The 20,166-nt window shown below is 68.9% G+C and carries 19 protein-coding genes; 6 read left to right on the forward strand and 13 right to left on the reverse strand.

The features are described from left to right. From CDO46_RS03690 to CDO46_RS03705, 4 genes are all read right to left on the reverse strand, one after another. Window positions 1-1,194, reverse strand: a complete 1,194-nt coding sequence (locus CDO46_RS03690; protein ID WP_087837204.1) for an efflux RND transporter periplasmic adaptor subunit — start codon at window positions 1,192-1,194, stop codon at window positions 1-3. Beyond that, window positions 1,191-2,432, reverse strand: a complete 1,242-nt coding sequence (locus CDO46_RS03695; RefSeq protein WP_087837205.1) for a TolC family protein — start codon at window positions 2,430-2,432, stop codon at window positions 1,191-1,193. Before CDO46_RS03695 ends, CDO46_RS03690 begins: the two co-directional genes overlap by 4 nt. Before the next feature lie 93 nt (window positions 2,433-2,525). After that, window positions 2,526-3,011, reverse strand: a complete 486-nt coding sequence (locus CDO46_RS03700; protein ID WP_087837206.1) for a hypothetical protein — start codon at window positions 3,009-3,011, stop codon at window positions 2,526-2,528. Window positions 3,012-3,086: 75 nt separating this feature from the next. Continuing rightward, complete coding sequence (locus CDO46_RS03705) at window positions 3,087-3,530, reverse strand: MarR family winged helix-turn-helix transcriptional regulator (protein ID WP_087837290.1); 444 nt, start codon at window positions 3,528-3,530, stop codon at window positions 3,087-3,089. Between the two features lie 147 nt (window positions 3,531-3,677). On the opposite strand from CDO46_RS03705, the gene CDO46_RS03710 reads away from it, so the two are divergent. After that, window positions 3,678-5,165, forward strand: a complete 1,488-nt coding sequence (locus tag CDO46_RS03710; RefSeq protein ID WP_254914552.1) for a DHA2 family efflux MFS transporter permease subunit — start codon at window positions 3,678-3,680, stop codon at window positions 5,163-5,165. 52 nt (window positions 5,166-5,217) lie between these two features. Here CDO46_RS03710 and gcvH read toward each other — a convergent pair whose 3' ends face one another. From gcvH to CDO46_RS03725, 3 genes are all read right to left on the reverse strand, one after another. After that, window positions 5,218-5,598: a glycine cleavage system protein GcvH gene (gcvH, locus tag CDO46_RS03715; protein ID WP_087837207.1), complete on the reverse strand. Its 381-nt coding sequence runs from the start codon at window positions 5,596-5,598 to the stop codon at window positions 5,218-5,220. A 70-nt stretch (window positions 5,599-5,668) separates the two neighbouring features. After that, entirely contained in the window at window positions 5,669-6,775 is a 1,107-nt protein-coding gene (gene gcvT, locus CDO46_RS03720) for a glycine cleavage system aminomethyltransferase GcvT (protein ID WP_087837208.1), read from the reverse strand. Window positions 6,776-6,806: 31 nt separating this feature from the next. After that, window positions 6,807-7,658 carry a class I SAM-dependent methyltransferase gene (locus CDO46_RS03725; protein ID WP_254914549.1) on the reverse strand — a complete coding sequence of 284 codons (852 nt, stop codon included), beginning with the start codon at window positions 7,656-7,658 and terminating at the stop codon, window positions 6,807-6,809. Window positions 7,659-7,911: 253 nt separating this feature from the next. Between CDO46_RS03725 and CDO46_RS03730 the strand changes: the two genes are divergently transcribed. Then, complete coding sequence (locus CDO46_RS03730; RefSeq protein ID WP_087837209.1) at window positions 7,912-8,910, forward strand: tripartite tricarboxylate transporter substrate binding protein; 999 nt, start codon at window positions 7,912-7,914, stop codon at window positions 8,908-8,910. On the opposite strand, the gene CDO46_RS03735 is transcribed toward CDO46_RS03730, so the two are convergent. Further along, window positions 8,907-9,827: a LysR family transcriptional regulator gene (locus CDO46_RS03735; RefSeq protein ID WP_087837210.1), complete on the reverse strand. Its 921-nt coding sequence runs from the start codon at window positions 9,825-9,827 to the stop codon at window positions 8,907-8,909. The genes CDO46_RS03730 and CDO46_RS03735 overlap by 4 nt on opposite strands. Before the next feature lie 183 nt (window positions 9,828-10,010). Between CDO46_RS03735 and CDO46_RS03740 the strand changes: the two genes are divergently transcribed. Genes CDO46_RS03740 through CDO46_RS03755 form a run of 4 tightly spaced genes read left to right on the forward strand, consistent with a single transcriptional unit; the run spans window position 10,011 to window position 13,457 of the window. Further along, complete coding sequence (locus tag CDO46_RS03740) at window positions 10,011-11,003, forward strand: tripartite tricarboxylate transporter substrate binding protein (protein ID WP_176400651.1); 993 nt, start codon at window positions 10,011-10,013, stop codon at window positions 11,001-11,003. Between the two features lie 2 nt (window positions 11,004-11,005). Next, window positions 11,006-11,653 carry an RraA family protein gene (locus CDO46_RS03745; protein WP_165963005.1) on the forward strand — a complete coding sequence of 216 codons (648 nt, stop codon included), beginning with the start codon at window positions 11,006-11,008 and terminating at the stop codon, window positions 11,651-11,653. Then, entirely contained in the window at window positions 11,650-12,906 is a 1,257-nt protein-coding gene (locus CDO46_RS03750) for an aconitase family protein (RefSeq protein WP_087837213.1), read from the forward strand. Before CDO46_RS03745 ends, CDO46_RS03750 begins: the two co-directional genes overlap by 4 nt. Further along, complete coding sequence (locus CDO46_RS03755; RefSeq protein ID WP_087837214.1) at window positions 12,903-13,457, forward strand: 3-isopropylmalate dehydratase; 555 nt, start codon at window positions 12,903-12,905, stop codon at window positions 13,455-13,457. Before CDO46_RS03750 ends, CDO46_RS03755 begins: the two co-directional genes overlap by 4 nt. Here the strand turns inward: CDO46_RS03755 and CDO46_RS03760 are convergent, their stop codons facing one another. The 5 genes from CDO46_RS03760 to CDO46_RS03780 form a co-directional block, all read right to left on the reverse strand. After that, a complete protein-coding gene (locus CDO46_RS03760) occupies window positions 13,458-14,672 on the reverse strand; it encodes an NAD(P)/FAD-dependent oxidoreductase (RefSeq protein ID WP_087837215.1) in 1,215 nt (404 codons plus the stop codon). It abuts the gene before it with no gap. Further along, window positions 14,672-16,933, reverse strand: coding sequence for an arginine/lysine/ornithine decarboxylase (locus CDO46_RS03765; protein WP_087837216.1), 2,262 nt, complete (start codon window positions 16,931-16,933; stop codon window positions 14,672-14,674). Before CDO46_RS03765 ends, CDO46_RS03760 begins: the two co-directional genes overlap by 1 nt. Before the next feature lie 317 nt (window positions 16,934-17,250). Further along, window positions 17,251-17,814 (reverse strand): dCTP deaminase, encoded by a 564-nt coding sequence (gene dcd, locus CDO46_RS03770; protein WP_087837217.1) that lies wholly within the window; start codon window positions 17,812-17,814, stop codon window positions 17,251-17,253. Between the two features lie 88 nt (window positions 17,815-17,902). Continuing rightward, complete coding sequence (locus CDO46_RS03775; protein ID WP_087837218.1) at window positions 17,903-18,454, reverse strand: tripartite tricarboxylate transporter substrate binding protein; 552 nt, start codon at window positions 18,452-18,454, stop codon at window positions 17,903-17,905. Window positions 18,455-18,505: 51 nt separating this feature from the next. Then, on the reverse strand, window positions 18,506-19,996 hold the full coding sequence (locus tag CDO46_RS03780; protein WP_087837219.1) for a chlorohydrolase family protein: 1,491 nt from the start codon (window positions 19,994-19,996) through the stop codon (window positions 18,506-18,508). Window positions 19,997-20,166 lie beyond the last annotated feature (170 nt).

Consider the following 20,166-nt stretch of genomic DNA (forward strand, 5'->3'; position numbering starts at 1 on the left):
TTACTCCGGATCGACGCCAGCGCGCTGGTTGTTGAGGTGGAAGGCTCCTTCGACGACGATGCGCTCACCGGCCTTCAGGCCCGAGGCCACCACGCGCTTGCCGTTGGACGAGGCGCCCATCTGCACGTGGGTCGCGCGAAAGCGGCCCGGCTCGATCTCGACGTAGACCAGGTCCTCGTTCTCGAAACGCACCACGGCCGACGCGGGAATCACCAATTGCTCGGTGGGCCGGCTGGCGATCAGCATGGTCGCCAGCATCGCCGGCTTGAGCCGGCCGTCGGCGTTGTCGATGGAGGTCCTGACCGGCACGGTGCGCGTGGCGGGATCGACCACCTGGCCGACGAAGATCAGCTCGCCGGAGATCTTGCGGTTGCCCAGCGCCGGCACCTCGATGTCGACCGTCTGGCCCGCCGCCACCAGGTCGGCCTGCTGTTCGGGCACCTCGGCCACCGCCCACACGCGCGACAGGTCGGCCACCGTGAACAACGAATCGGCGGGCTGGACCACCTGCCCCGGCGACACCTTGAACTCGACCACGGACCCGCGCAAGGTGGACACCACCGGCGAGAAGGAACTGATCTCGCCCGACTGCCCCATGCGCGCGATCGCCGACGGCGACATGCCCAGGACGCTCAACTGGTCGGAGGCGGCGCGCAGCTCGGCCGCGGCCACCGCGTATTCGTTCTCGCGCCGCTGCAGTTCGGCCTTGCCGATCACGTCGGCGGCGAACAGCAGCCGCGCGCGCTCGCGGGCGTTCTGCTGCAGCTCGGACTGGGCCTTGGCCTTCAGGTAGGCCAGCTGGGCGCTGCCCAGTTCGGTGCTGTGCAGGCGCGCCAGCACGTCGCCGGGCTTGACCGCCGCGCCCAGCGTGGTGTTGATGTCGGTGACCCGCCCCGTCACCGGAGCGCCGATCCGGGCCATGCGCTGGCGGTCGAAATCGATGCGGCCCGCCACGCGCAGCACGTCGCTGAACGGCTCGGTCGAAACCGGGGCGATCTTGATGCGGGCCAGCATGGCCTCGCTCGCGACCACGATGCTGGGGTCGAGGACTTCGGCCGGCTCGGCCTCGTTCGCGGGCTTGTCGCCGCAGGCTGCCAGGACGAGGCAGACAGCGGCCAGGAGGCTCCACCGCGCGGCGGCGGGCAGGGTCCGGCGTGCGCCGTGGGAGGTCGTGCGGAAAGGGCGCGGAATCATGAGGGGTCACCTGCGGAAGAGTTGGCCAGCAGCCGCTCGATTTCCACGGCGGCCATTTGCAGATCGAATTGGGCGGCGATGAGGTCGTTGCGCGCGGTGCGCAGCACGCGCTGCGCATCGATGTAGTCGATGATCCCGCGCTCGCCGTAGCGGTAGGCGGCCTCGGCCACGTTCAGCGCGGCCTCGGCCTGGCGCACGATGCCCGACTCCAGCGCCTCGACCTGCGAAGCGGCGATCTGGTATTGCTGGTAGGCGGAATCCAGTTGCTGGGTCAGCTCGAATTCGCGGGCCTCGAGCAGGCTGCGCGCGCGCATGGCGGTGGCGGCGGCCTCGTCGATCGGCCCCTGCCGGCGGTCCCACAGGGGCACGCTGACCACCACGCCGAACTGCGTGTCGCGCGTGTCGGGATCGCGGCTGGACGTCGCCTTGAGCGCCACCGAAGGCATGCGCAGCGAACGCTCGTAGTCCACGGCGGTGCGGGCCCGCTGCAATTCGGCCCGGAACTGGGTGAGCTCGGGATTGCCCGCCAGCATCACCTCGCGCAGCCGCTCCAGGTTCTCGAGGGACGGCTTCCCGCTCAACTGGCCTTCCACCGCGAAACCCGCCGGCAGGATGCCGCCGACCTGCTGGCGCAGGAATGACTTGGCCTGGTTCACGCGCAGCAGGGCGCTCTGGCTGTTCTTCTGCGCGTTCAGCAGTTCGGCCGCGACGCGGATCGCCTCGTACTTGGGCGCATCGCCCACGTCCACCCGGACCTGGGCACGGTTGTACAACTGCTGGGTCAGCGCCAGGTCCTCCTGCGCCGCGGCGAACTCGGCCTCGCGCCGGAGCGTTTCGTAGAACCCGCGCTTGACCTGGGCCACCAGCCCCGCCACGAAGAACTCCTGCCCCGCGGTCACGGCCCGCAGCGTGCCCGTGGCCAATTCGTACCGCAGCCGGCGCTGGTTGGGCAGATCGATGCGCTGCGTGAGGGACAGCGTCTGGCCGATGCCGGTGGCGGCACCCGGCTGGCGCGCCGATACGCGGCCAGTGGTGAATTCCACCTCGGGGTTGGGATAGGCGCGCGCGGTGGTCAGGCCGGCCTGGGCGGCATCGACGCCGGCCGCGGCGGCCTCGATACCCTTGTTGCCCTGGAGGGCAAGGGACAATAGCTGGTCGAGCGTGTAGGGCTGCGCCGCAGCCGCGTGGGTACACATGCCCGCCAGCCACACTGACAGAACGAGTGTGATGGGCTTCATGATGATCGTAGGAACGGACACGCGCGGCGGCACAAGGCCGCCGGCAAGGCGCGTGCGGCGGCTACCTGCCGCCGCAGACGAGGGTGACGCGGATCAGGCCGTCAGTGACGGCGGGCGGTAGGCCCGGAACACCGGAGCCGGCGCGGGCGGATGCTGCGACGCGATGAACAGCGAGTCGCCCAGGACGGGCTCGGCGATCGCGACGCACAGGGGAAGATCGAACTCGTGGGGATCGAGCGGCGCCCCCGCGTAGGAATTGTCGTTGGCCGGCGGCCGGCAGACCAGGTCGTCCACCGCCACGTCGCCCCAGTCGGGCTCGGAGATCTGCTCGACGATGTCGAATTCCTCGTCCAGCTCGAATTCCCAGCGCGGCATGTCGATCCGGACGGCGGCGCCGGCCTGGGGCGCCTCGCGCATTTCGTGGCCGGCCGCCACGGGCAGGTGGGACGCGACACGGGCGTGCTGGTAGCTGGCCACCACGTGGGCCTTGAGCTGGCACGCGGCGGACTCCGCCCACACCCATTGCAGGGGCAGGCACAGCAATACGAGGAACACGTACCAATGTCGCATGTGCAGCATTTTAAGCGCTGCGAGAGTTTTTGCAATTCACTCTCATTTCGCCCCGAATGCGCGGCGGCGCGGCCCCCGCGGGGCTCACCGCCCGTCCGGGGTGGTCATGTTGCGGCGGACGCGTTGCAGCAATCCTATCAACTGCCCTTGTTCGGCCTCGGTCAGGCCACGCAGCGCGAAATCGGCCAGCTCGTCGCCCACGTTCAGCGCCTCGGCCAGCATGGCCTCGGCCTTGGCCGTGGCCTCGACACGGAACGCCCGCCTGTCGCCGGGCACCGGCATGCGCGTGACCCAGCCGCCCTCCTGCATCCGGTCCAGCATGCGGGCGACGGTCATGGGCGTGACGTCCAGCGTCTCGGCCAGTTGCGCCTGCGTCATCGGGCCCAGGAAGGACAGGTACAGCGCCAGGCGGCACTGCGCGCGGCTGAGCTCGAGCCGCCCGCGCGCGCGGCGGTCGAATTCGGTGCTCATCAGCCGGCCGATGTCGGACACCAGGAAACCGAAGCGCTTGTCGTAGGGAGTCGCCATGGGAGGACCGGAAGAAGAACGCGCGATATTGTCGCCCATCGCCGTGCGTTCGGGAATATGTAAGCAAGCATATGATATACGTGCATATCATTCCAGACCAGCCGGGCATCCGCCGTGCAAACCTCCGCCGCGCCGCTCAACCGGCGCATGATCACGCTGTCCATCATGCTGGCCACGCTGATGCAGACGCTGGACAGCACCATCGCCAACGTCGCACTGCCCCACATGCAAGGCACGCTTTCCGCCTCGCAGGACGAGATCAGCTGGGTATTGACCTCCTACATCGTGGCCGCCGCCATCGCCACGCCGCTGACCGGCTGGCTGGCCGCGCGGCTGGGCGTCAAGCGCCTGCTGGCGGTCGCGGTCAGCGGCTTTACCGTGGCCTCGCTGCTGTGCGGCATGTCCGAAAGCCTGGCCCAGATCGTCGGCGCCCGGCTGCTGCAAGGCCTGTTCGGCGCCGCGCTGGTGCCGCTGTCCCAGTCCATCCTGCTGGACATCAATCCGCGCGACAAGCAGCCGCAGGCCATGGCGATCTGGGGCGTGGGCGTGATGGTGGGGCCGATACTGGGTCCCACGCTGGGCGGCTGGCTGACGGACAGCTACAACTGGCGATGGGTGTTCCTGATCAACCTGCCGATCGGCGCCTTCGCGCTGTTCGGCGTGCTGACCTACCTGCCCCGCTCCAAGCCCTCGGCGCGGCAGGCCCTGGACTTCTTCGGGTTCATCACCCTGTCGCTGGCCATCGGGGCGCTGCAGGCCATGCTGGACCGCGGCCAGCAGTTGGACTGGTTCGGCTCGCTGGAGATACGCATCGAGGCCGCCATCGCGCTGGTCAGCTTCGTCTTCTTCGCGCTGCATACGGCCACGGCCGGCAAGGGGTCCTTCTTTCGTTACGAACTGCTCAAGGACGGCAACTTCGTCACCGGCACCTGTTTCATCTTCGTGATCGGCGCGGTGATGTACGCGACGCGGGCGCTGCTTCCGCCCATGCTGGAGGCATTGATGGGCTACCCGGTGGCGACCACGGGCCTGGTCACCGCGCCCAGCGGGGTGGGCACCATGGTGGCCATGCTGATCGCGGGACGGCTGGTCGGGCGCATGGACGTGCGCATGATGCTGCTGGCCGGATTCCTGGTGTCGGCGGTCGCCCTCTACCAGATGATGGGCTACACGCTGGTCCTTTCGCAAAGCGACATCGTCTGGCCGGGCGTCATCCAGGGCGTGGGGCTGGGCTTCGTTTTCGTCCCGCTGAGCGCGGTCACCTTCGCCACGCTGGCTCCCGAGCTCCGGGCCGACGGCACGGCCATCTTCAGCCTGGTGCGCAACATCGGCAGCAGCATAGGCATCTCGGTGATCCAGGCCCAGGTCACGCGCAACACGCAGGTCGTGCATGCCTCGCTGGTCGAGCACATGAATCCGGCCAACGCCGCGCTCGTGCAGAACTATGACCTGAGTTCGCCCTCGACGCTGGAGTCGCTGAACCGGATGGTCACGCAGCAGGCGTCGATGATCGCCTACGTCGACGCGTTCAAGCTGATGTTCATCGCCACCCTGTGCGTGGTGCCGCTGCTTGCCATCGTGCGGTCACGCCGGCGCGCGGCGGGCGAGGACGCGCCGCACGTGGCCATGGACTGACCGCCGCCGGGCATGGCCGCTCAGCGGCGGCGGCCGGATACCTGCCGTGGCGTCAGCCGGCGTCGACCGAGGCCTGGTAGCCCGCCGCGTCCAGCAGGCCGGCGGTATCGGCCATGTTGTCCGGCCGGAGCTTGAAGATCCAGGCGGCATAGGGTTCCTGGTTCAGTTGCTCGGGGCTGGCCGAGAGCGCTTCGTTGAAGGCCACGATCTCGCCCGCCACCGGGGCATAGATGTCGGAAGCCGCCTTCACCGACTCGACCACGCCCGCCGTCTCGCCGGCCTGGAGCCGGGCCCCCACCTTGACGTCGCCGACGTAGACCAGGTCGCCCAGCTGGTCCTGCGCATGGTCCGTGATGCCCACCACCAGCAGGTCGCCGTCGGCGCGGATCCATTCGTGGGTCTTGGCGTACTTGAGTTCGGAAGGAAGATTCATGGAGGCGGATCCAGGTAGTGAGTCGAAGAGATGGGGGAATTGTAGTGAACCTTGGGGCGGGCGACGCGGGTCAGGGCTCGCCGCTGTCGAGCACCTTGCCGCGCCGCACGAAGGGCAGCCGGCAGACCACCGCCGGGACGCGCCGGCCGCGGATCTCCACCTCGGCCGCGTCGCCGGGCGATACGCTGTCCGGCAAGCGGGCGAAACCGATGGACGTGCCCAGCGTGGGCGACATGGTGCCGCTGGTGACCATGCCGGCGCCCTCGGCCGTGTGGACCGCCATCTGGGCGCGCATCACGCCCCGGTCCAGCAGCCTGAGCCCCAGCAACTGCCACTTCAGGCCGTAGGCCAGCGCCGCGCGCCCGACGAAGTCGCGCTGCGGGTCATGGTCGGACACGGTCCAGGCCAGTCCGGCCTCGGCCGGCTGGGTCAGTTCGTCCATGTCCTGCCCGTACAGGTTCAGGCCGGCCTCGACCCGCAGCGTGTCGCGCGCCCCCAGGCCGCAGGGCGCGACGCCCGCCGCCAGCAGGTCGCGCCACAGGGCGGGCGCCTCGGCGCAGGGCAGCACCACTTCCACGCCATCCTCGCCGGTGTAGCCGGTGCGCGCGACCAGCACGCCCTCGGCCCCCTCGGCCGTGAACGGCGCCAGGCCGCGCGCCAGGCGGCCCAGCGCCGGCCTCGCCTGCGCCAGCCGTTCCCGGGCCTCGGGCCCCTGGACCGCGATCATCGCCAGTTCGCGGCGCGGTTCGATCGTCACGTCGTAGCCGCCGGCCTGGGCGACCCGCGCCATCCACACCAGGTCCTTGTCGGCCGAGGCGGCGTTGACCACGAGCCGGTAGTGCTCCGGCGTCAGCAGGTAGACGATCAGGTCGTCCACCACCCCGGCCTGCGGATTGAGCATGCAGGAATACAGCGCCCTGCCCGGTTCGGCCAGGCGATCCACGTCGTTGGCCAGCAGATGGCGCAGGTAGGCGCGCGCCTGGCTTCCCGCCACGTCCACGTTGAGCATGTGCGAGACGTCGAACATGCCCGCGCCGCGCCGGACGGCATGGTGCTCGTCGATCTGCGAGCCGTACGAGACGGGCATGGACCAGCCGCCGAAGTCGATCATCTTGCCGGACAAGGCCAGGTGCTCGGCGAAGAGCGGAGTCTGTTTCAGGGGGAGAGACGCGGTCATGCGGATTCCTGCGCAACGGGATGGACGGACGTCAGCCGCGCACCGCGGACCACGAAGCGGGCGAGGCGCCGGCACGCGTGCCCTGCATGGTGCCGCCGTTCACCTTGCCGCGATAGCGCACGCCGTTCACCGAGAACGAGATCTCGTCGCCGCGCAGGGTGGCGTCGTCGATGGGCCGGGCATCCAGGGTGCCGCTCAGCCGCTGGTATTGCTGGGCCAGCTTCAGTTCGCGGCCGTCGAGCTTCCAGGTGCCCTCGACCCTGGCCGGCACGATCCACAGCAGCGCCGAGCACCACGTCTGGCATTGCTCGGTGACCGTGGCCTGTTCGTCGGGCCGCCAGTCGCCCATGGGGAAGGTATTGGATACCACGCGGGTGCCGGGCTTGAGCTCCAGCAGCCTGGGCCGCAGCTTCTCGTTGATGGTGGGCAGCAGGAACAGCGTGATGACCGTGGCGCGGGAAAGATCGGTCTCGAACAGGTCGGCCTTCTCGAACGTGGCGACGCGGGACACGCCCGCGGCCTGCGCATTGCGGCGGGCCAGCTCCACCATGTCGGGGTTGTATTCGATGCCGTGGGCCTTGATGCCCCGCTGGGCCGCGGTGATCACCAGGCGCCCGTCGCCCGATCCCAGGTCGATCAGCGTGTCGCCGGGCGCTGCCTTGGCCATGTCTATCATCTTGTCGACCAGGCTCTGGGGGGTCGGCCCCCACACCACGTCCTTGCCTTCCTGGCCGACGTCGGGAACATACGACGACCCCGGCTTTTCCGCCGCCTGGACACTGGCCAGGGCAGGCAGCGCGCAGGCGGCCAGGACGGCCATCCCCCGCGCGCACCGGCGCAACAACTTCGACTGCGACGAACTACCCAACAACGCGAGCATCATGGGGTTTCCCCTTTTCTGGTGAACGAGTGAGGCGGGACGTGGGTGCGTCGGATTCGATTGTGCCTGACTCGATGTCGCCGCGAAAGCGGGCCGGGCCTCCAGGGGATTCTCAATCACCGAGACAGGTGTTTGACCCGTCTTCGAAGCAGGTGACATAGTCGCCGGCGTCAAGGCGTCGCTGCTTGCGCAGCCGCCTGCGCCGCTCGTGCCGGACGCGGCACGATTCCCACATGAGAAATGCGAGGAGACAGTCATGGCCGCATTCCCTTTCCCCCCTGCCTGGCGGCCTCTGGCCGTCCTCTGTCAGATCGCCCTGCTGGCGGTCTGCGGTTTGCCGCAGGCGGCGGCGCAATATCCCGATCGCCCCGTGCGCATCGTCACGCCCTTTCCGGTCGGCAGCGGGGTCGACGTGAACCTGCGCATGGTGACCGAACGCCTGTCCAGGGCCTGGGGCAAGCCCGTGCTGGTCGAGAACAAGCCTGGCGCCGCGGGTTTCATCGCCATCGAAGCGGTCAGGCGCGCGTCCGCCGACGGCTACACCCTGCTGCAACTGGATAGTGCGCAGATGGCCGCGCAGCCCTATCTGTTCAGCAAGCTTCCCTACGACCTGAAGCGTGACTTCACGCCGGTCACGACCTTGTTCCGCAACTATTTCTTCGTGGCGGTGCCCACGGACAGCCGCTACCGGAGCGTGGGCGACCTGATCGCCGACGCCAAGGCGGCCCCGGGGGCCATCAACTACGGATCCTGGTTCGTGGGCAGCCCCGGACACCTGGGCGGCGCCATGCTCGACCAGGCGGCGGGCACGTCCATGACGCACATCGCGTACAAGGAAATGTCCCAGCTCTACACGGCCGTGGCCAGCAGCCAGGTTCCCTGGGCATTCGGCACCATAGGAAGCATGAACGCGCTCTACAAGGGGGGCAAGCTCAGGTTGCTGGCGGCCGCGGCGCCTTCGCGGGTGCAAGGGTTCGAGTCGGTCCCGACCATGGGCGAGGCCGGCGGGCCGCAAGGTTTCGAGCTCAGCGCCTGGGTGGGCATCCTGGCGCCTCGGGGCGTTCCGGACGCCGTCGCGGCCAGGATCCGCCGCGACATCGCCACGGCACTGCAGGACCCGGAACTGCGGGAACGCTACATGCAGCTGGCCTACGAGCCGCTGGCGATGACGCCCGAGCAGTTCCAGGCCCAGCTCGATGCCGATTCGCGCAGATACGGGCAGATCATCAAGCGCTTGAACATTTCCCTGGATTAGGACCGGGCCTGGGCCAGGATGCTGCGCAGCATGTCCACCAGTCTGAGCGCCGCCGGCGACAACGCGTGGCCGGGCAGCGTGACGATCGCCATGCTGCGCACCAGGGTGGGGCGGACGATACGCAGCTTCTGCACGCTCGGGCCCAGCGTGCGCGGCAGCGCGGTCGCCGGCAGGATGGCGGCGCCCAGGCCGGCCGTCGCCATGGATATCAGCGTCTGCGAATGCATGAACTGAAAGCGCGTGGCCAGGTGCAGGCCCTGCGCGGCCATCGCTTCCTCGACGATGGCACGCAGCGCGGTGCCCTGTTCGAGCACCAGCAGGGGCATCGCCGCCAGGGCCTTGAGCGAGATGGTCTTGCGATCGCCGTCCAGCAGCGCGCGGGGCACCAGCGCGACCAGTTCGTCGGTCAGCAGGGGCTCGAAGCGGAACTCGGGTGAACCGGTCATCACGCTGATGCCGAAGTCCACTTCCCGCTTCCTGACGCTTTCGAACAGTGCCGCCGCGGTGATCTCGCGCACGAAGACCTGGATGCCGGGATACCTGCCCTGGAAGGCGGCCAGCACGTCGCCCAGGTAGGCGCCGGCGATGGTGGGCGCGCAGGCCAGCGCGATGCGCCCGCGCTGGACGTCGGCGGCCTCCTGGATCGCCTGCAATCCGCCCTCCACTTCTTGCAGGGCGCGGCGAACGCACTGGAGCAACTGCTCGCCTTCGCGCGTCAGGGTGACCTGGCGCGTGGTGCGATGGAACAGCGGCACGCCCAATTGCTCTTCCAGGCGGCGGATCTGGCCGCTGACCGCCGAACCCGAGCGGTGGGCGCGTCCGGCGGCCGTACGGAAACTCCGGCTCTCGCCGACCAGCATGAAGGTATGCAGCAGTTTCAGATTGACCGAGGAGATCGGATCACCGGGTCTGGCCATGGAAGCTCGCTGGTTTCGCGGACGAGGGATTGTACGGAAAATCTTCCTAATCCTAACAATAATCGCGATTGTCGTTCCACCGGACGATTCCTACACTGCACGGCATGGAAACCGCACGATGCCCCCGACCGGCGGGCACGATGCGGCCGGACCGCCCAGGTCCGCGCCCCCCGGAGACAAGCCATGAACCGTTCACGATCCGTCGGACTCCTGCTGTCCACGCTGGCCGCCGCCCTGCTCGCGGCCGCCCCGGCCGCCGGTCAGGGCGACTACCCCACCAAGCCCATCCGCATCATCGCGCCCTTCCCGCCCGGGAATTCGTCCGACGTCGCCGCGCGCTTCCTGGGCGAACAGCTGGCTGCGCGGCTCGGGCAGCCGGTGGTGGTCGAGAACAAGGTCGGCGCGTCCGGACAGGTGGGCGCGGCCTATGTGGCCAAGTCCGACCCCGACGGCTACACGCTGCTGATGACCTCCACCTCGGCCACCATCAGCCCGGCCATCTACAAGTCGATCCCGTTCGACATCCTGGGCGACTTCTCGCCCGTCGTCCGGGTCGCCGTCGCCCCCATGGTCCTGCTGGTCCGCGCCGACGCGCCGTACGCCAGCCTGGAGGACTTCGTGGCGCAGTTGCGCAGCCACCCCGACCGCTATACCTACGCCACCGCGGGCAGCGGGACGATCCAGCACCTGGCCATCGCCGCGTTCCTGTCCCGGCTGAAAACGGACGTGCTGGGCGTCCCCTACAAGGGCAGCCCCCAGGCGCTGACCGACCTCATCGGCGGCCAGGTGCAGTTCATGTTCGATGCCGTGCTGTCGGGCAAGCCGCACGTGGACTCGGGACGGCTCAAGCCGCTGGCCGTGGCCAGCCTGGCGCCCATCGCGCAGATGCCGGGCGTGCCGGCGGCCGCGCAGTCCGCCGTTCCGGAGCTCAAGGACTTCGAAATCGAAGGCTGGGTGGGCCTGCTGGCCCCGCGGGGAACGCCGGCCGCGATCACCCGGCGCCTGAACCGCGAGATCGTGGCGGTCCTGACCTCGCCCGACATGCGCGAGCGGCTGGCCAAGGCCAACATCGCCGCCGCCCCGGCCAATACGCCGGAAGAGTTCTCGCAGTTCCTGCGCAAGGACGCCCAGCGCTGGAAGGACATCGTGGCCGCCGCCCGCATCCCCCAGGAATGACCATGGCCCAGGACACCGCCGATATCGCCGCGCTGTGCGCGCTGCTGCGGCAAGCCTCGGCCGCGGCCGCCCACGAAGCCATGGAGCGCGCGGGCCACCTGTCGCCCTCGCTGTCCGCCCTCGTGCCCGGCGTGCTGTGCGTGGGGCCGGCGCACACCGTGCGCGCGCCCGCCGGCTACGGCGACGAGATCGTGCGCGCGGCGGACGAAGCGCCGCCGGGCTCGGTCATCGTGATCGACGTCGGCCCCGCGCCGGACGCCTGCACCTGGGGCGGCACGGGAACGGCCGTCGCCCAGCGCCGCGGCGTCTCCGGCGTCGTCAGCAACGGGCGGGTCCGCGATCTTGCCGAGATACGCCGCGCGCGCTTCCCCGTATTCGCCCACGGCGCCGTGGCCACCGGCTGGTCGAGCGGGCGCCGGGGCGAGACGGGCGTGCCGGTGTCGGTGGGTGGACGGCTGGTCCATGCCGGCGACATCCTCTGCGCCGATGACGACGGCATCGTCGTCATTCCGCGCGCCGGTGCCGCCCGCTTCCTGGAACGGCTGCAGGCGCGCCTGGACTTCGAACGCGAGGCCGCCCGCATCGTGGACGCAGGTGGCCGCTACGCCGATGTCATGGCCCGCAAGGCCGCCCATACGGTACCGTCATGAACCGCATCGCAACGAGGATTCCGCAGACGGGCGCCGAGAAAATCCTCGCGCGCGCCAGCGGCAAGCCCTACGTCCGGCCCGGCGACATCGTTTCGCCCGAACCCGAACTGGTCATCATCCACGACGGCTACGTGGAGTCGGCCTACAACGAACTGTCGAGCCTGGGGTACCGCCGCATCGCCCGCCCCGAGCGCGTGATGTTCGTGACCGATCATGAGGTGGCCTACGCCAGCCCGGCCTCGGCCCTGCGCGCCCGCCGCATCCGCCAGATCGCCCGCGACTGGAACGTGGGCCGCTTCTACGACGCCGGCCGCGGCGGCCACGGGCACCTTTTCCCCATCGAGACGGGCCTGGTGCGCGCGGGCATGTTCCTGTCCTGCTACGACATGCACGCCACGAACTTCGGCGCGGTCGGCGCGGTCGCTTGCGCGCCCGGCCCGGAAATCGTCTCGGTACTGGCCACCGGCTCGGTCTGGGAACAAGTGCCCGCGACCGTGCGCGTGCGCCTGCAAGGCACCACCGGGCCGGCGCTGACCGCCCGCGACGTCGGTTTCCATGTCACGCGCCTCTTCGCCAGCGGCCGGCTGCCCGCGCACGACAACCGCGTGATCGAGTTCGCGGGCGACCATGCGGCCAGGCTGCCGCTGTCGGAACGCGTCGCCCTCTGCAACTCGCTGACCGAGATCGGCGTCGCCAATGTCTGGTTCACCCCGGCCGGCGATGGCGCCGTCCACGCCGGCGATGCCGACGCGCCGGTCGAGGCCGAGGTCGACATCGACCTGGCGGGCCTGGCGCCGCAGGTCGCCCTGCCCGGCGGCCCGCACCTGGGCACGGATGTCGGCGAAGTGGCCGGACGGCACGTGGACCACGCCTACATCGGGTCGTGCGGATCCGGCATGTACGAGGATTTCGCCGCGGCCGCGGCCCTGCTGCGCGGCCGCCGCATCGCCGGCCACGTGCGCATGTTCATCGTCCCGGGCACCGTCGAGACCTCGCTGCGCATGGCCCGCGACGGGCTCGCGGCGGTGTTCCAGGAAGCCGGGGCGATGCTGCTTCCTCCCGGATGCGGACCGTGCGCGGGCGGAGTGATGGGCCCCCTGGCCGATGGCGAGACCTCCATTTCCACGGCTGCGACCAATCATGCCGGCCGCTTCGGCGCGAAGTCCGCCCAGGCCTACCTGGGCAGTCCGCTGACGGTCGCGGCATCGGCCCTGGCCGGCTGCATCGCCGATCCGCGGGAGCTTGCGCCATGACCGACACCATGCGATGCGTCGGGCGCTGCCACGTGTTCGGCGACGACATTCCCCTGGACGACGGCCTCATCCCCTTCGAGATGGCGATACGCCGCATCGACGATCCGCAGCGACTGCTGCCCGAGTTGCTCAGGATGGTGGATCCAGCCTTCCCCGACAGGGTGCGACCAGGGGACATCATCGTGGCCGGCACGAACTTCGGCTGCGGCAAGCCCCACTTCCAGGGTTTCATCGCGATGGCGGCCCTGGGCCTGTCGGTGCTGTGCGTATCGATGCCGTACAAGACGCTGCGCGGCGCGATCTCGAAAGGTGTCCCGGTCCTGGCCGGCCTGCCCGCCGGCGACGCGTTCGCGCGCACCGGCCATCGGCTGGACGTCGATTTCCGCACGGGCGCGGTCGTCAACCTGGACACGGGGCAACGCGTCGACGTCCCGCCCCTGTCCCCGCTGCTGGCGGACGTGGTCCGGCGCGGCGGCACTCGCGGCACGCTGGCCGCGTGGCTGGATACCCATCCCGACATGCGCCTGCCGGTCGAGGCGCCGCGCGCATGATCAGACCGCCTGGCCGCAAGCCACGCCGGAGGCCCAGGCCCACTGGAAGTTGTAGCCTCCCAGCCAGCCGGTCACGTCCACCACTTCGCCGATGAAGTGCAGGCCGGGAACGGCCTTGGCTTCCATGGTCTGCTGGTCCAGGCCGCGCGTGTCGACGCCGCCGCGCATGACCTCGGCCTTCCGGTATCCCTCGGTGCCCGACGGGATCACGGTCCAGCGCTTCATGCCCTCGGCCACCTGCCGCAACGCCTTGTCGGGCAGGTCGGCGATGCGCTGTTCCCCCAGCCCGGGATGGGCGGCGGCCAGCCACTGCTCGGCCAGCCGGCGCGGCACCATGCCGGCCAGCACGTTGCCCAGGTGCTGGCGGCCGCCGGCCTTGGCGGCCAGCAGGTCGGCCACCAGGTCCACGTCGGGCGCGAGGTCGATGACGATGGCCTGGCCCGGCTGCCAATAGCTCGAAATCTGCAACACCGCCGGACCGGACAGGCCGCGATGGGTGAACAACAGGTCCTCGCGGAACGCGGCCGCGTGCCGGCCGGCGCCGGTGCGGATGTCGACCTCCAGCGCGACGCCGGCCAGGGGAACGAAGGGCTTCCATGACGCGGCATCGAAGGTCAGCGGCACCAGCGCCGGGCGGGGTTCGACGATCTTCAGGCCGAACTGCCGCGCGATCTTCAGGCCGAAATCCGAGGCGCCGATCTGCGCGACGGGCAGCCCGCCGGTCGCGATGACCAGGCGTCGGGCGTGGATGGCGCCGGACGAGGTGCCCAGCGCGAAGCCCGCCTCGCCCTGGTCCACCGATTCGACCGTGCACGGCATGCGCCATGCGACGCCGCCCGCGTCGCATTCGGCGCGCAGCATGCGGATGATGTCCTCGCTGGACTCGTCGCAGAACAACTGGCCCCGGTGCTTTTCGTGCCAGGCGATGCGGTGGCGCGCCACCAGCGCCAGGAAATCGCGCGGCGTGTAGCGCGACAGCGCCGAGCGGCAGAAGTGCGGGTTGGCGGAAATGAAGTTGGCGGGTCCGGCGTCGCGATTGGTGAAGTTGCACCGCCCGCCGCCCGAGATGCGGATCTTTTCGGCCAGCCGCCGGGCGTGGTCGATCAGCACCACGCGCCGGCCGCGCTGGCCGGCCACCGCCGCGCACATCATGCCGGCCGCGCCCGCGCCGATGACCGCGACATCGTACGTCGCGGCCGGCCGTAATGCGGACATCAGTCGTCCTTCACGCAGTCCACGTAGTGGCGGACTTCGCCGCCGGGCAGCACTTCCTCGACCAGGCCGTGGATGTCGGTACCGAACCCGGGGAACTGGGCGTTGAACTTGCGCGCGAACTGCAGGTACTTGACGATGGTCTGGTTGAAACGCTCGCCCGGGATCAGCAGCGGGATGCCCGGCGGATACGGCGTCAGCAGCACGCTGGTGATGCGGCCTTCGAGCTGGTCGACGTCGACACGCTCGATCTCGCGATGCGCCATCTTGGCGAAGGCGTCCGACGGCTTCATCGCCGGCACCATGTCGCTCAGGTACATCTCGGTGGTCAGGCGCGCGACGTCATGGGCCCGGTACATGTCGTGGATGCGCGTGCACAGGTCGCGCAGCCCCACCCGCTCGTATTGCGGATAGTCATGGCAGAACTCCGGCAGGATGCGCCACATCGGCTGGTTCTTGTCGTAGTCGTCCTTGAACTGCTGCAGCGCGGTCAGCAGGGTGTTCCAGCGGCCCTTGGTGATGCCGATGGTGAACATGATGAAGAACGAATACAGGCCGGTCTTCTCGACGATGACGCCGTGCTCGGCCAGGAACTTGGTCACGATGGACGCCGGAATGCCGGTCTGGCCGAACGTGCCCGACACGTCCAGCCCCGGCGTGACGATGGTCGCCTTGATGGGGTCGAGCATGTTGAAGCCCGGCGCCAGCTCGCCGAAACCATGCCACTCGGCGTTGGTGTCGAGCAGCCAGTCGTCGCGCTCGCCTATGCCGTCGGACACCAGGTCGTCCGGCCCCCAGACCTTGAACCACCAGTCGCTGGAGCCGAATTCGGCCTCTACCTTGCGCATGGCGCGGCGGAAGTCCAGCGCCTCGAGAATGCTCTCCTCGACCAGCGCCGTGCCGCCGGGCGGCTCCATCATCGCCGCGGCCACGTCGCACGAGGCGATGATCGCATACTGCGGCGAGGTCGACGTATGCATCAGGTAGGCTTCGTTGAAGATGTGCCGGTCCAGCTTGCGGCTCTCCGACTCCTGCACGATGATCTGCGAGGCCTGCGAGATGCCCGCCAGCAGCTTGTGCGTCGAGTGCGTGGCATACACCACGGCCTCGGCGCTGCGCGGACGGTCCTTGCCGATGGCATGCATGTCCTTGTAGAAGTCGTGGAATGCCGCATGCGGCAGCCAGGCCTCGTCGAAGTGCAGCGTATCGATGGAACTGCCCAGCAGCTCCTTGATCATCTCGACGTTGTAGACCACGCCGTCGTAGGTGCTCTGCGTGATGGTCAGGATGCGGGGCTTGCGGCCCGCGTTGTCCTTGGCGAAGGGGTTGGCGTCGATCTTCTTCTGGATGTTCTCGGGACGGAACTCCTCCAGCGGAATCGGCCCGATGATGCCCAGGTGGTTGCGCGTGGGCCGCAGGAACACCGGCACCGCGCCCGTCATGATGATGGCGTGCAGGATGGACTTGTGGCAGTTGCGGTCCACCACCACCACGTCGCCCGGCGCCACGTTGGCGTGCCAGACGATCTTGTTGGACGTGGACGTGCCGTTGGTCACGAAGAAGCAGTGGTCGGCGTTGAAGATGCGCGCCGCGTTGCGCTCGGATGCCGCCACGGGGCCGGTGTGGTCCAGCAGTTGCCCCAGTTCGTCCACCGCGTTGCAGACGTCGGCGCGCAGCATGTTCTCGCCGAAGAACTGGTGGAACATCTGGCCCACCGGGCTCTTCAGGAACGCCACCCCGCCCGAGTGCCCCGGACAGTGCCAGGAATACGAACCGTCCTGGGCGTACTTGACCAGTTCACGGAAAAACGGCGGCGGCAGCGATTCGAGGTAGCTCTTGGCCTCGCGGATGATGTGGCGCGCCACGAACTCCGGCGTGTCCTCGAACATGTGGATGAACCCGTGCAGCTCGCGCAGGATGTCGTTCGGGATGTGCCGCGAGGTACGGGTCTCGCCGTACAGGTAGATGGGGATCTCGGCATTGCGGAAGCGCAGCTCGCCGATGAAGGCCCGCAGCTTGCTGACCGCATTGGCCACATCGTCGGGCATCCCTTCGCCGAACTCCTCATCGTCGATCGACAGGATGAATGCGCTGGCGCGGCTCTGCTGCTGCGCGAACGACGACAGGTCGCCGTAGCTGGTCACGCCCAGCACCTCCATGCCCTCGGCCTCGATGGCCGCGGCCAGCGCGCGTATGCCCAGCCCGGAAGCGTTCTCGGAACGGAAGTCTTCGTCGATGATGACGATGGGGAAACGGAATTTCATTGAGGTCCCCCCCTACGCGCTGACGCGCGCCCCCCAGGGGGCGGCACTGGCGGACTGGCAAAGCCAGATCCGCTGTGCCCTGGATGGGCACGTGGCGGCAGGGAAATCGGTTGAAAAACGGCCGGCCGCAAGCAAGTTACCTCGCACAGCGCCTCCGGGCGTAAAAATAAACAACGACTAGCGTAAAACAATTCAGTGTCGGTTTGAGGACCACCCCACGCACCCCACTGCCCCCAGACCCAGGATGCGGTGGATCCGGCTCCGCCGGTCCACCCGCATCGCCCCCTGGGGGGCGCGCGTCAGCGCGTAGGGGGGGGCTACGTCCGCGGCAACGTCACACCCTGCTGGCCCTGGTACTTGCCGCCGCGGTCCTTGTAGGACGTCTCGCAGACTTCGTCGCTTTCCAGGAACAGCATCTGCGCGCAGCCCTCGCCGGCGTAGATCTTGGCGGGCAGGGGCGTGGTGTTCGAGAACTCCAGCGTCACGTGGCCTTCCCACTCGGGTTCCAGGGGCGTGACGTTGACGATGATCCCGCAGCGCGCGTAGGTGCTCTTGCCCAGGCAGATGGTCAGCACGCTGCGCGGGATGCGGAAGTACTCGACCGTGCGGGCCAGGGCGAAGGAGTTGGGCGGGATGATGCAGACGTCGCCCTTGAAATCCACGAAGGATTTCTCGTCGAAGGCCTTGGGATCGACGATGGTCGAATTGATGTTGGTGAAGATCTTGAATTCGTCGGCGCAGCGCACGTCGTAGCCGTAGCTGCTCGTGCCGTAGCTGACGATGCGCTTGCCGTCGTGCGCCCGGACCTGGCCGGGCTCGAATGGCTCGATCATGCCTTCGGCCGCCACGCGGCGGATCCAGCGGTCGCTTTTGATACTCATGGACGGGGTCTCGTCAGGGGACGTCTACGTGAAAGGGGGAATTGTAGCTGGACTGGGGATATCCCCAATACCCCCCGCCCCGTTCGAATCAGTCCAGCCGGATGTCGAGCGCCTTGATCACCTGGCCGTACCGGCGGGAATCCTCGGCGATGGCCTTGGAAAGATCGTCCGGCGTCCCGCCCAGCCCCACCGTGCCCTGGCGCGCCAGCAGTTCCCGGGCCTGGGAAGACCGCATTGCCCGGGTGACCGCGCGGGCGATCTTCTCCCGCAGGGCCAGCGGGGTGCCGGCCGGAGCCATCAGCCCCGACCACGAGACCGCGTCGCCGAAGGAAAGCCCGGTGGCTTCCTTCAGCGTCGGCATCTCGGGCACCAGCGGCGAGCGTTGTTCGGCGACGACGCCCAGCGCCTTGACCCGCCCGCCGCGTATGAACGGCAGCGCCGCCGGCAATTGCGCGATCATCATGTCGATCTGGCCGCCCGCCACGTCCGCCAGCGCCGCCGACACGCTGTTGTAGGGCACGTGCAGCAGGCCGACGCCCGCGCGCCCGGCGAAGATCTCGGCCGCCAGGCAGGCCGCCACCGCGCAGGCGGCCGCCCGCAGGAGATTCGTCCGGGCAAGGGAAAAGCGTGAGGTCTTCATGGCATATCCTTGGAAACGATCGGATCCGGGCGCCGCGGGCGGCGCCCCAAGCTATTCGCAATCGGGACAGAACGAAGGCGGGCACATCATCCGGGCGGTACGCCGCAGCGGGTCCCAGTCCTGGACCTGGCCCCAGACCTTTTCGGCGAAGGCCTGGGCCTCGGCGCGCAGGCCGCCCAGGTCGACGTCGGGAATGCGGCCGTCGCGCATGCGGATCTCGCCGCCGGTGACGACCAGGTCCACGTCGTCGCCCACCCCGCACTCGACCAGGCTGCATATCGGATCCCAGATCGGCCCGTAGCGCAGCACGTCCTTGCGCCCCAGATTGATGGCGACGATGTCCGCCCTGGCGCCCGGCGCCAGCCGCCCCAGGTCCTCGCGGCCCAGCGACCGGGCGCCGCCCAGCGTGGCCGCCTCGAACACCTCCTGCGCGCTGGCCGCCGTCAGGTCATGGCTCATGACCTTGCCGTGATAGGAAGCCGTGCGCATGTTCATGATCATGTCGCGCGGATAGGTATCGCTGCCTATCGTCATGTTCACCCCGACCTCGCGGTACGACTTCCACGAATCCAGCACGCGGGCCCGGCGCACGATGTTGATCGGGCAGTGGGACACCGAGACCTGGCTCTTCCCCATGCGCTCGAGATCGCGGCCGCCCGAATAGTTCAGGCGCGGGCTGTCGGAGATGAAGTTGGCGTGCCCGATGTTCAGCGCCGGGCTCAGCATCTGCACGCTATCCAACAGTTCGATGGGCGTCTTGCGATGTTCGCGCACGGTCTCGTAGAACTCGATGACGTTGTAGCCGGCGTGCGTCGCCATCGGCACGCCCAGGTCGCGCGCCGCCGCCACGGTCCGGCGCAGGATGTCGATGCTGCAGTTCTCGACCTCGCGCGGCACCAGGATCCCGTGGACCAGGTCGCTCGGATCGCGCTCGACCCGCTCGATGAACGCCACCGCGTCGTTGAACAGGTGCAGGCCGCCGTCGGGATAGGGCACGCGCGTCAGGTTGCCATCGTCGTCCGAGGCCCAGCGCCCGCTGTCATAGCCCGGCCCCAGGTAGCCCCGCACCCCCAGCGCCTCGCACTGCCTCCACAACGCCTCCTGGACGATCACGTGCCCGCCCAGTTCGACGAAAGTCGTCACGCCGTTGCGCAGCAGTTCGCTGACCGTGAACGCCGCATGCAGGGCGATGCCGGGATCCACCTGCGCCTCTTCCTTGGTCAGGTAATTGGGATAGCCCTGTATGCGCGTGCCCGACCGGGCGATCGTGACGTCCATGTAGGGCTGGCCGAAGAGGTCCGCCCGGCCGTGGTCGGTCAGCAGTTTGTGCAGCGCGCGGTGACCCGAGTGCACGTGCGTGTCGATGAAGCCCGGCGACAACAGGCAGCCCGGCGCCTCGATGACGCGGTCCGCCTCGCCCCGGTAATCGTCCCCCGCGTAGACGATACGGTCCCCGTCGTAGACCACGCAGGCCTGCCGGTAGAGCACATGCCCGCCGTTCTCGTATCCCACCACCCAGTCGCCGTTGATCCTGGTTTTCATGCTGGTCTTTTTCCCTCGTTCTGCGAATATTGATCCTGCGATGCACTGCCCGAGACAGGTTCTCAGCATGCTGAGCAATTGCCGGGACTGTCAACGCGGCGGAGCTGGTCGAAAGGAACCCGCAACCCGGCTCGCAGGTACCGCGGAACGGATACAGGCACTACCCGGGA

Origin of the sequence: Pigmentiphaga sp. NML030171 (genome assembly GCF_002188635.1) — a bacterium.
Lineage (GTDB): Bacteria > Pseudomonadota > Gammaproteobacteria > Burkholderiales > Burkholderiaceae_B > Pigmentiphaga > Pigmentiphaga daeguensis.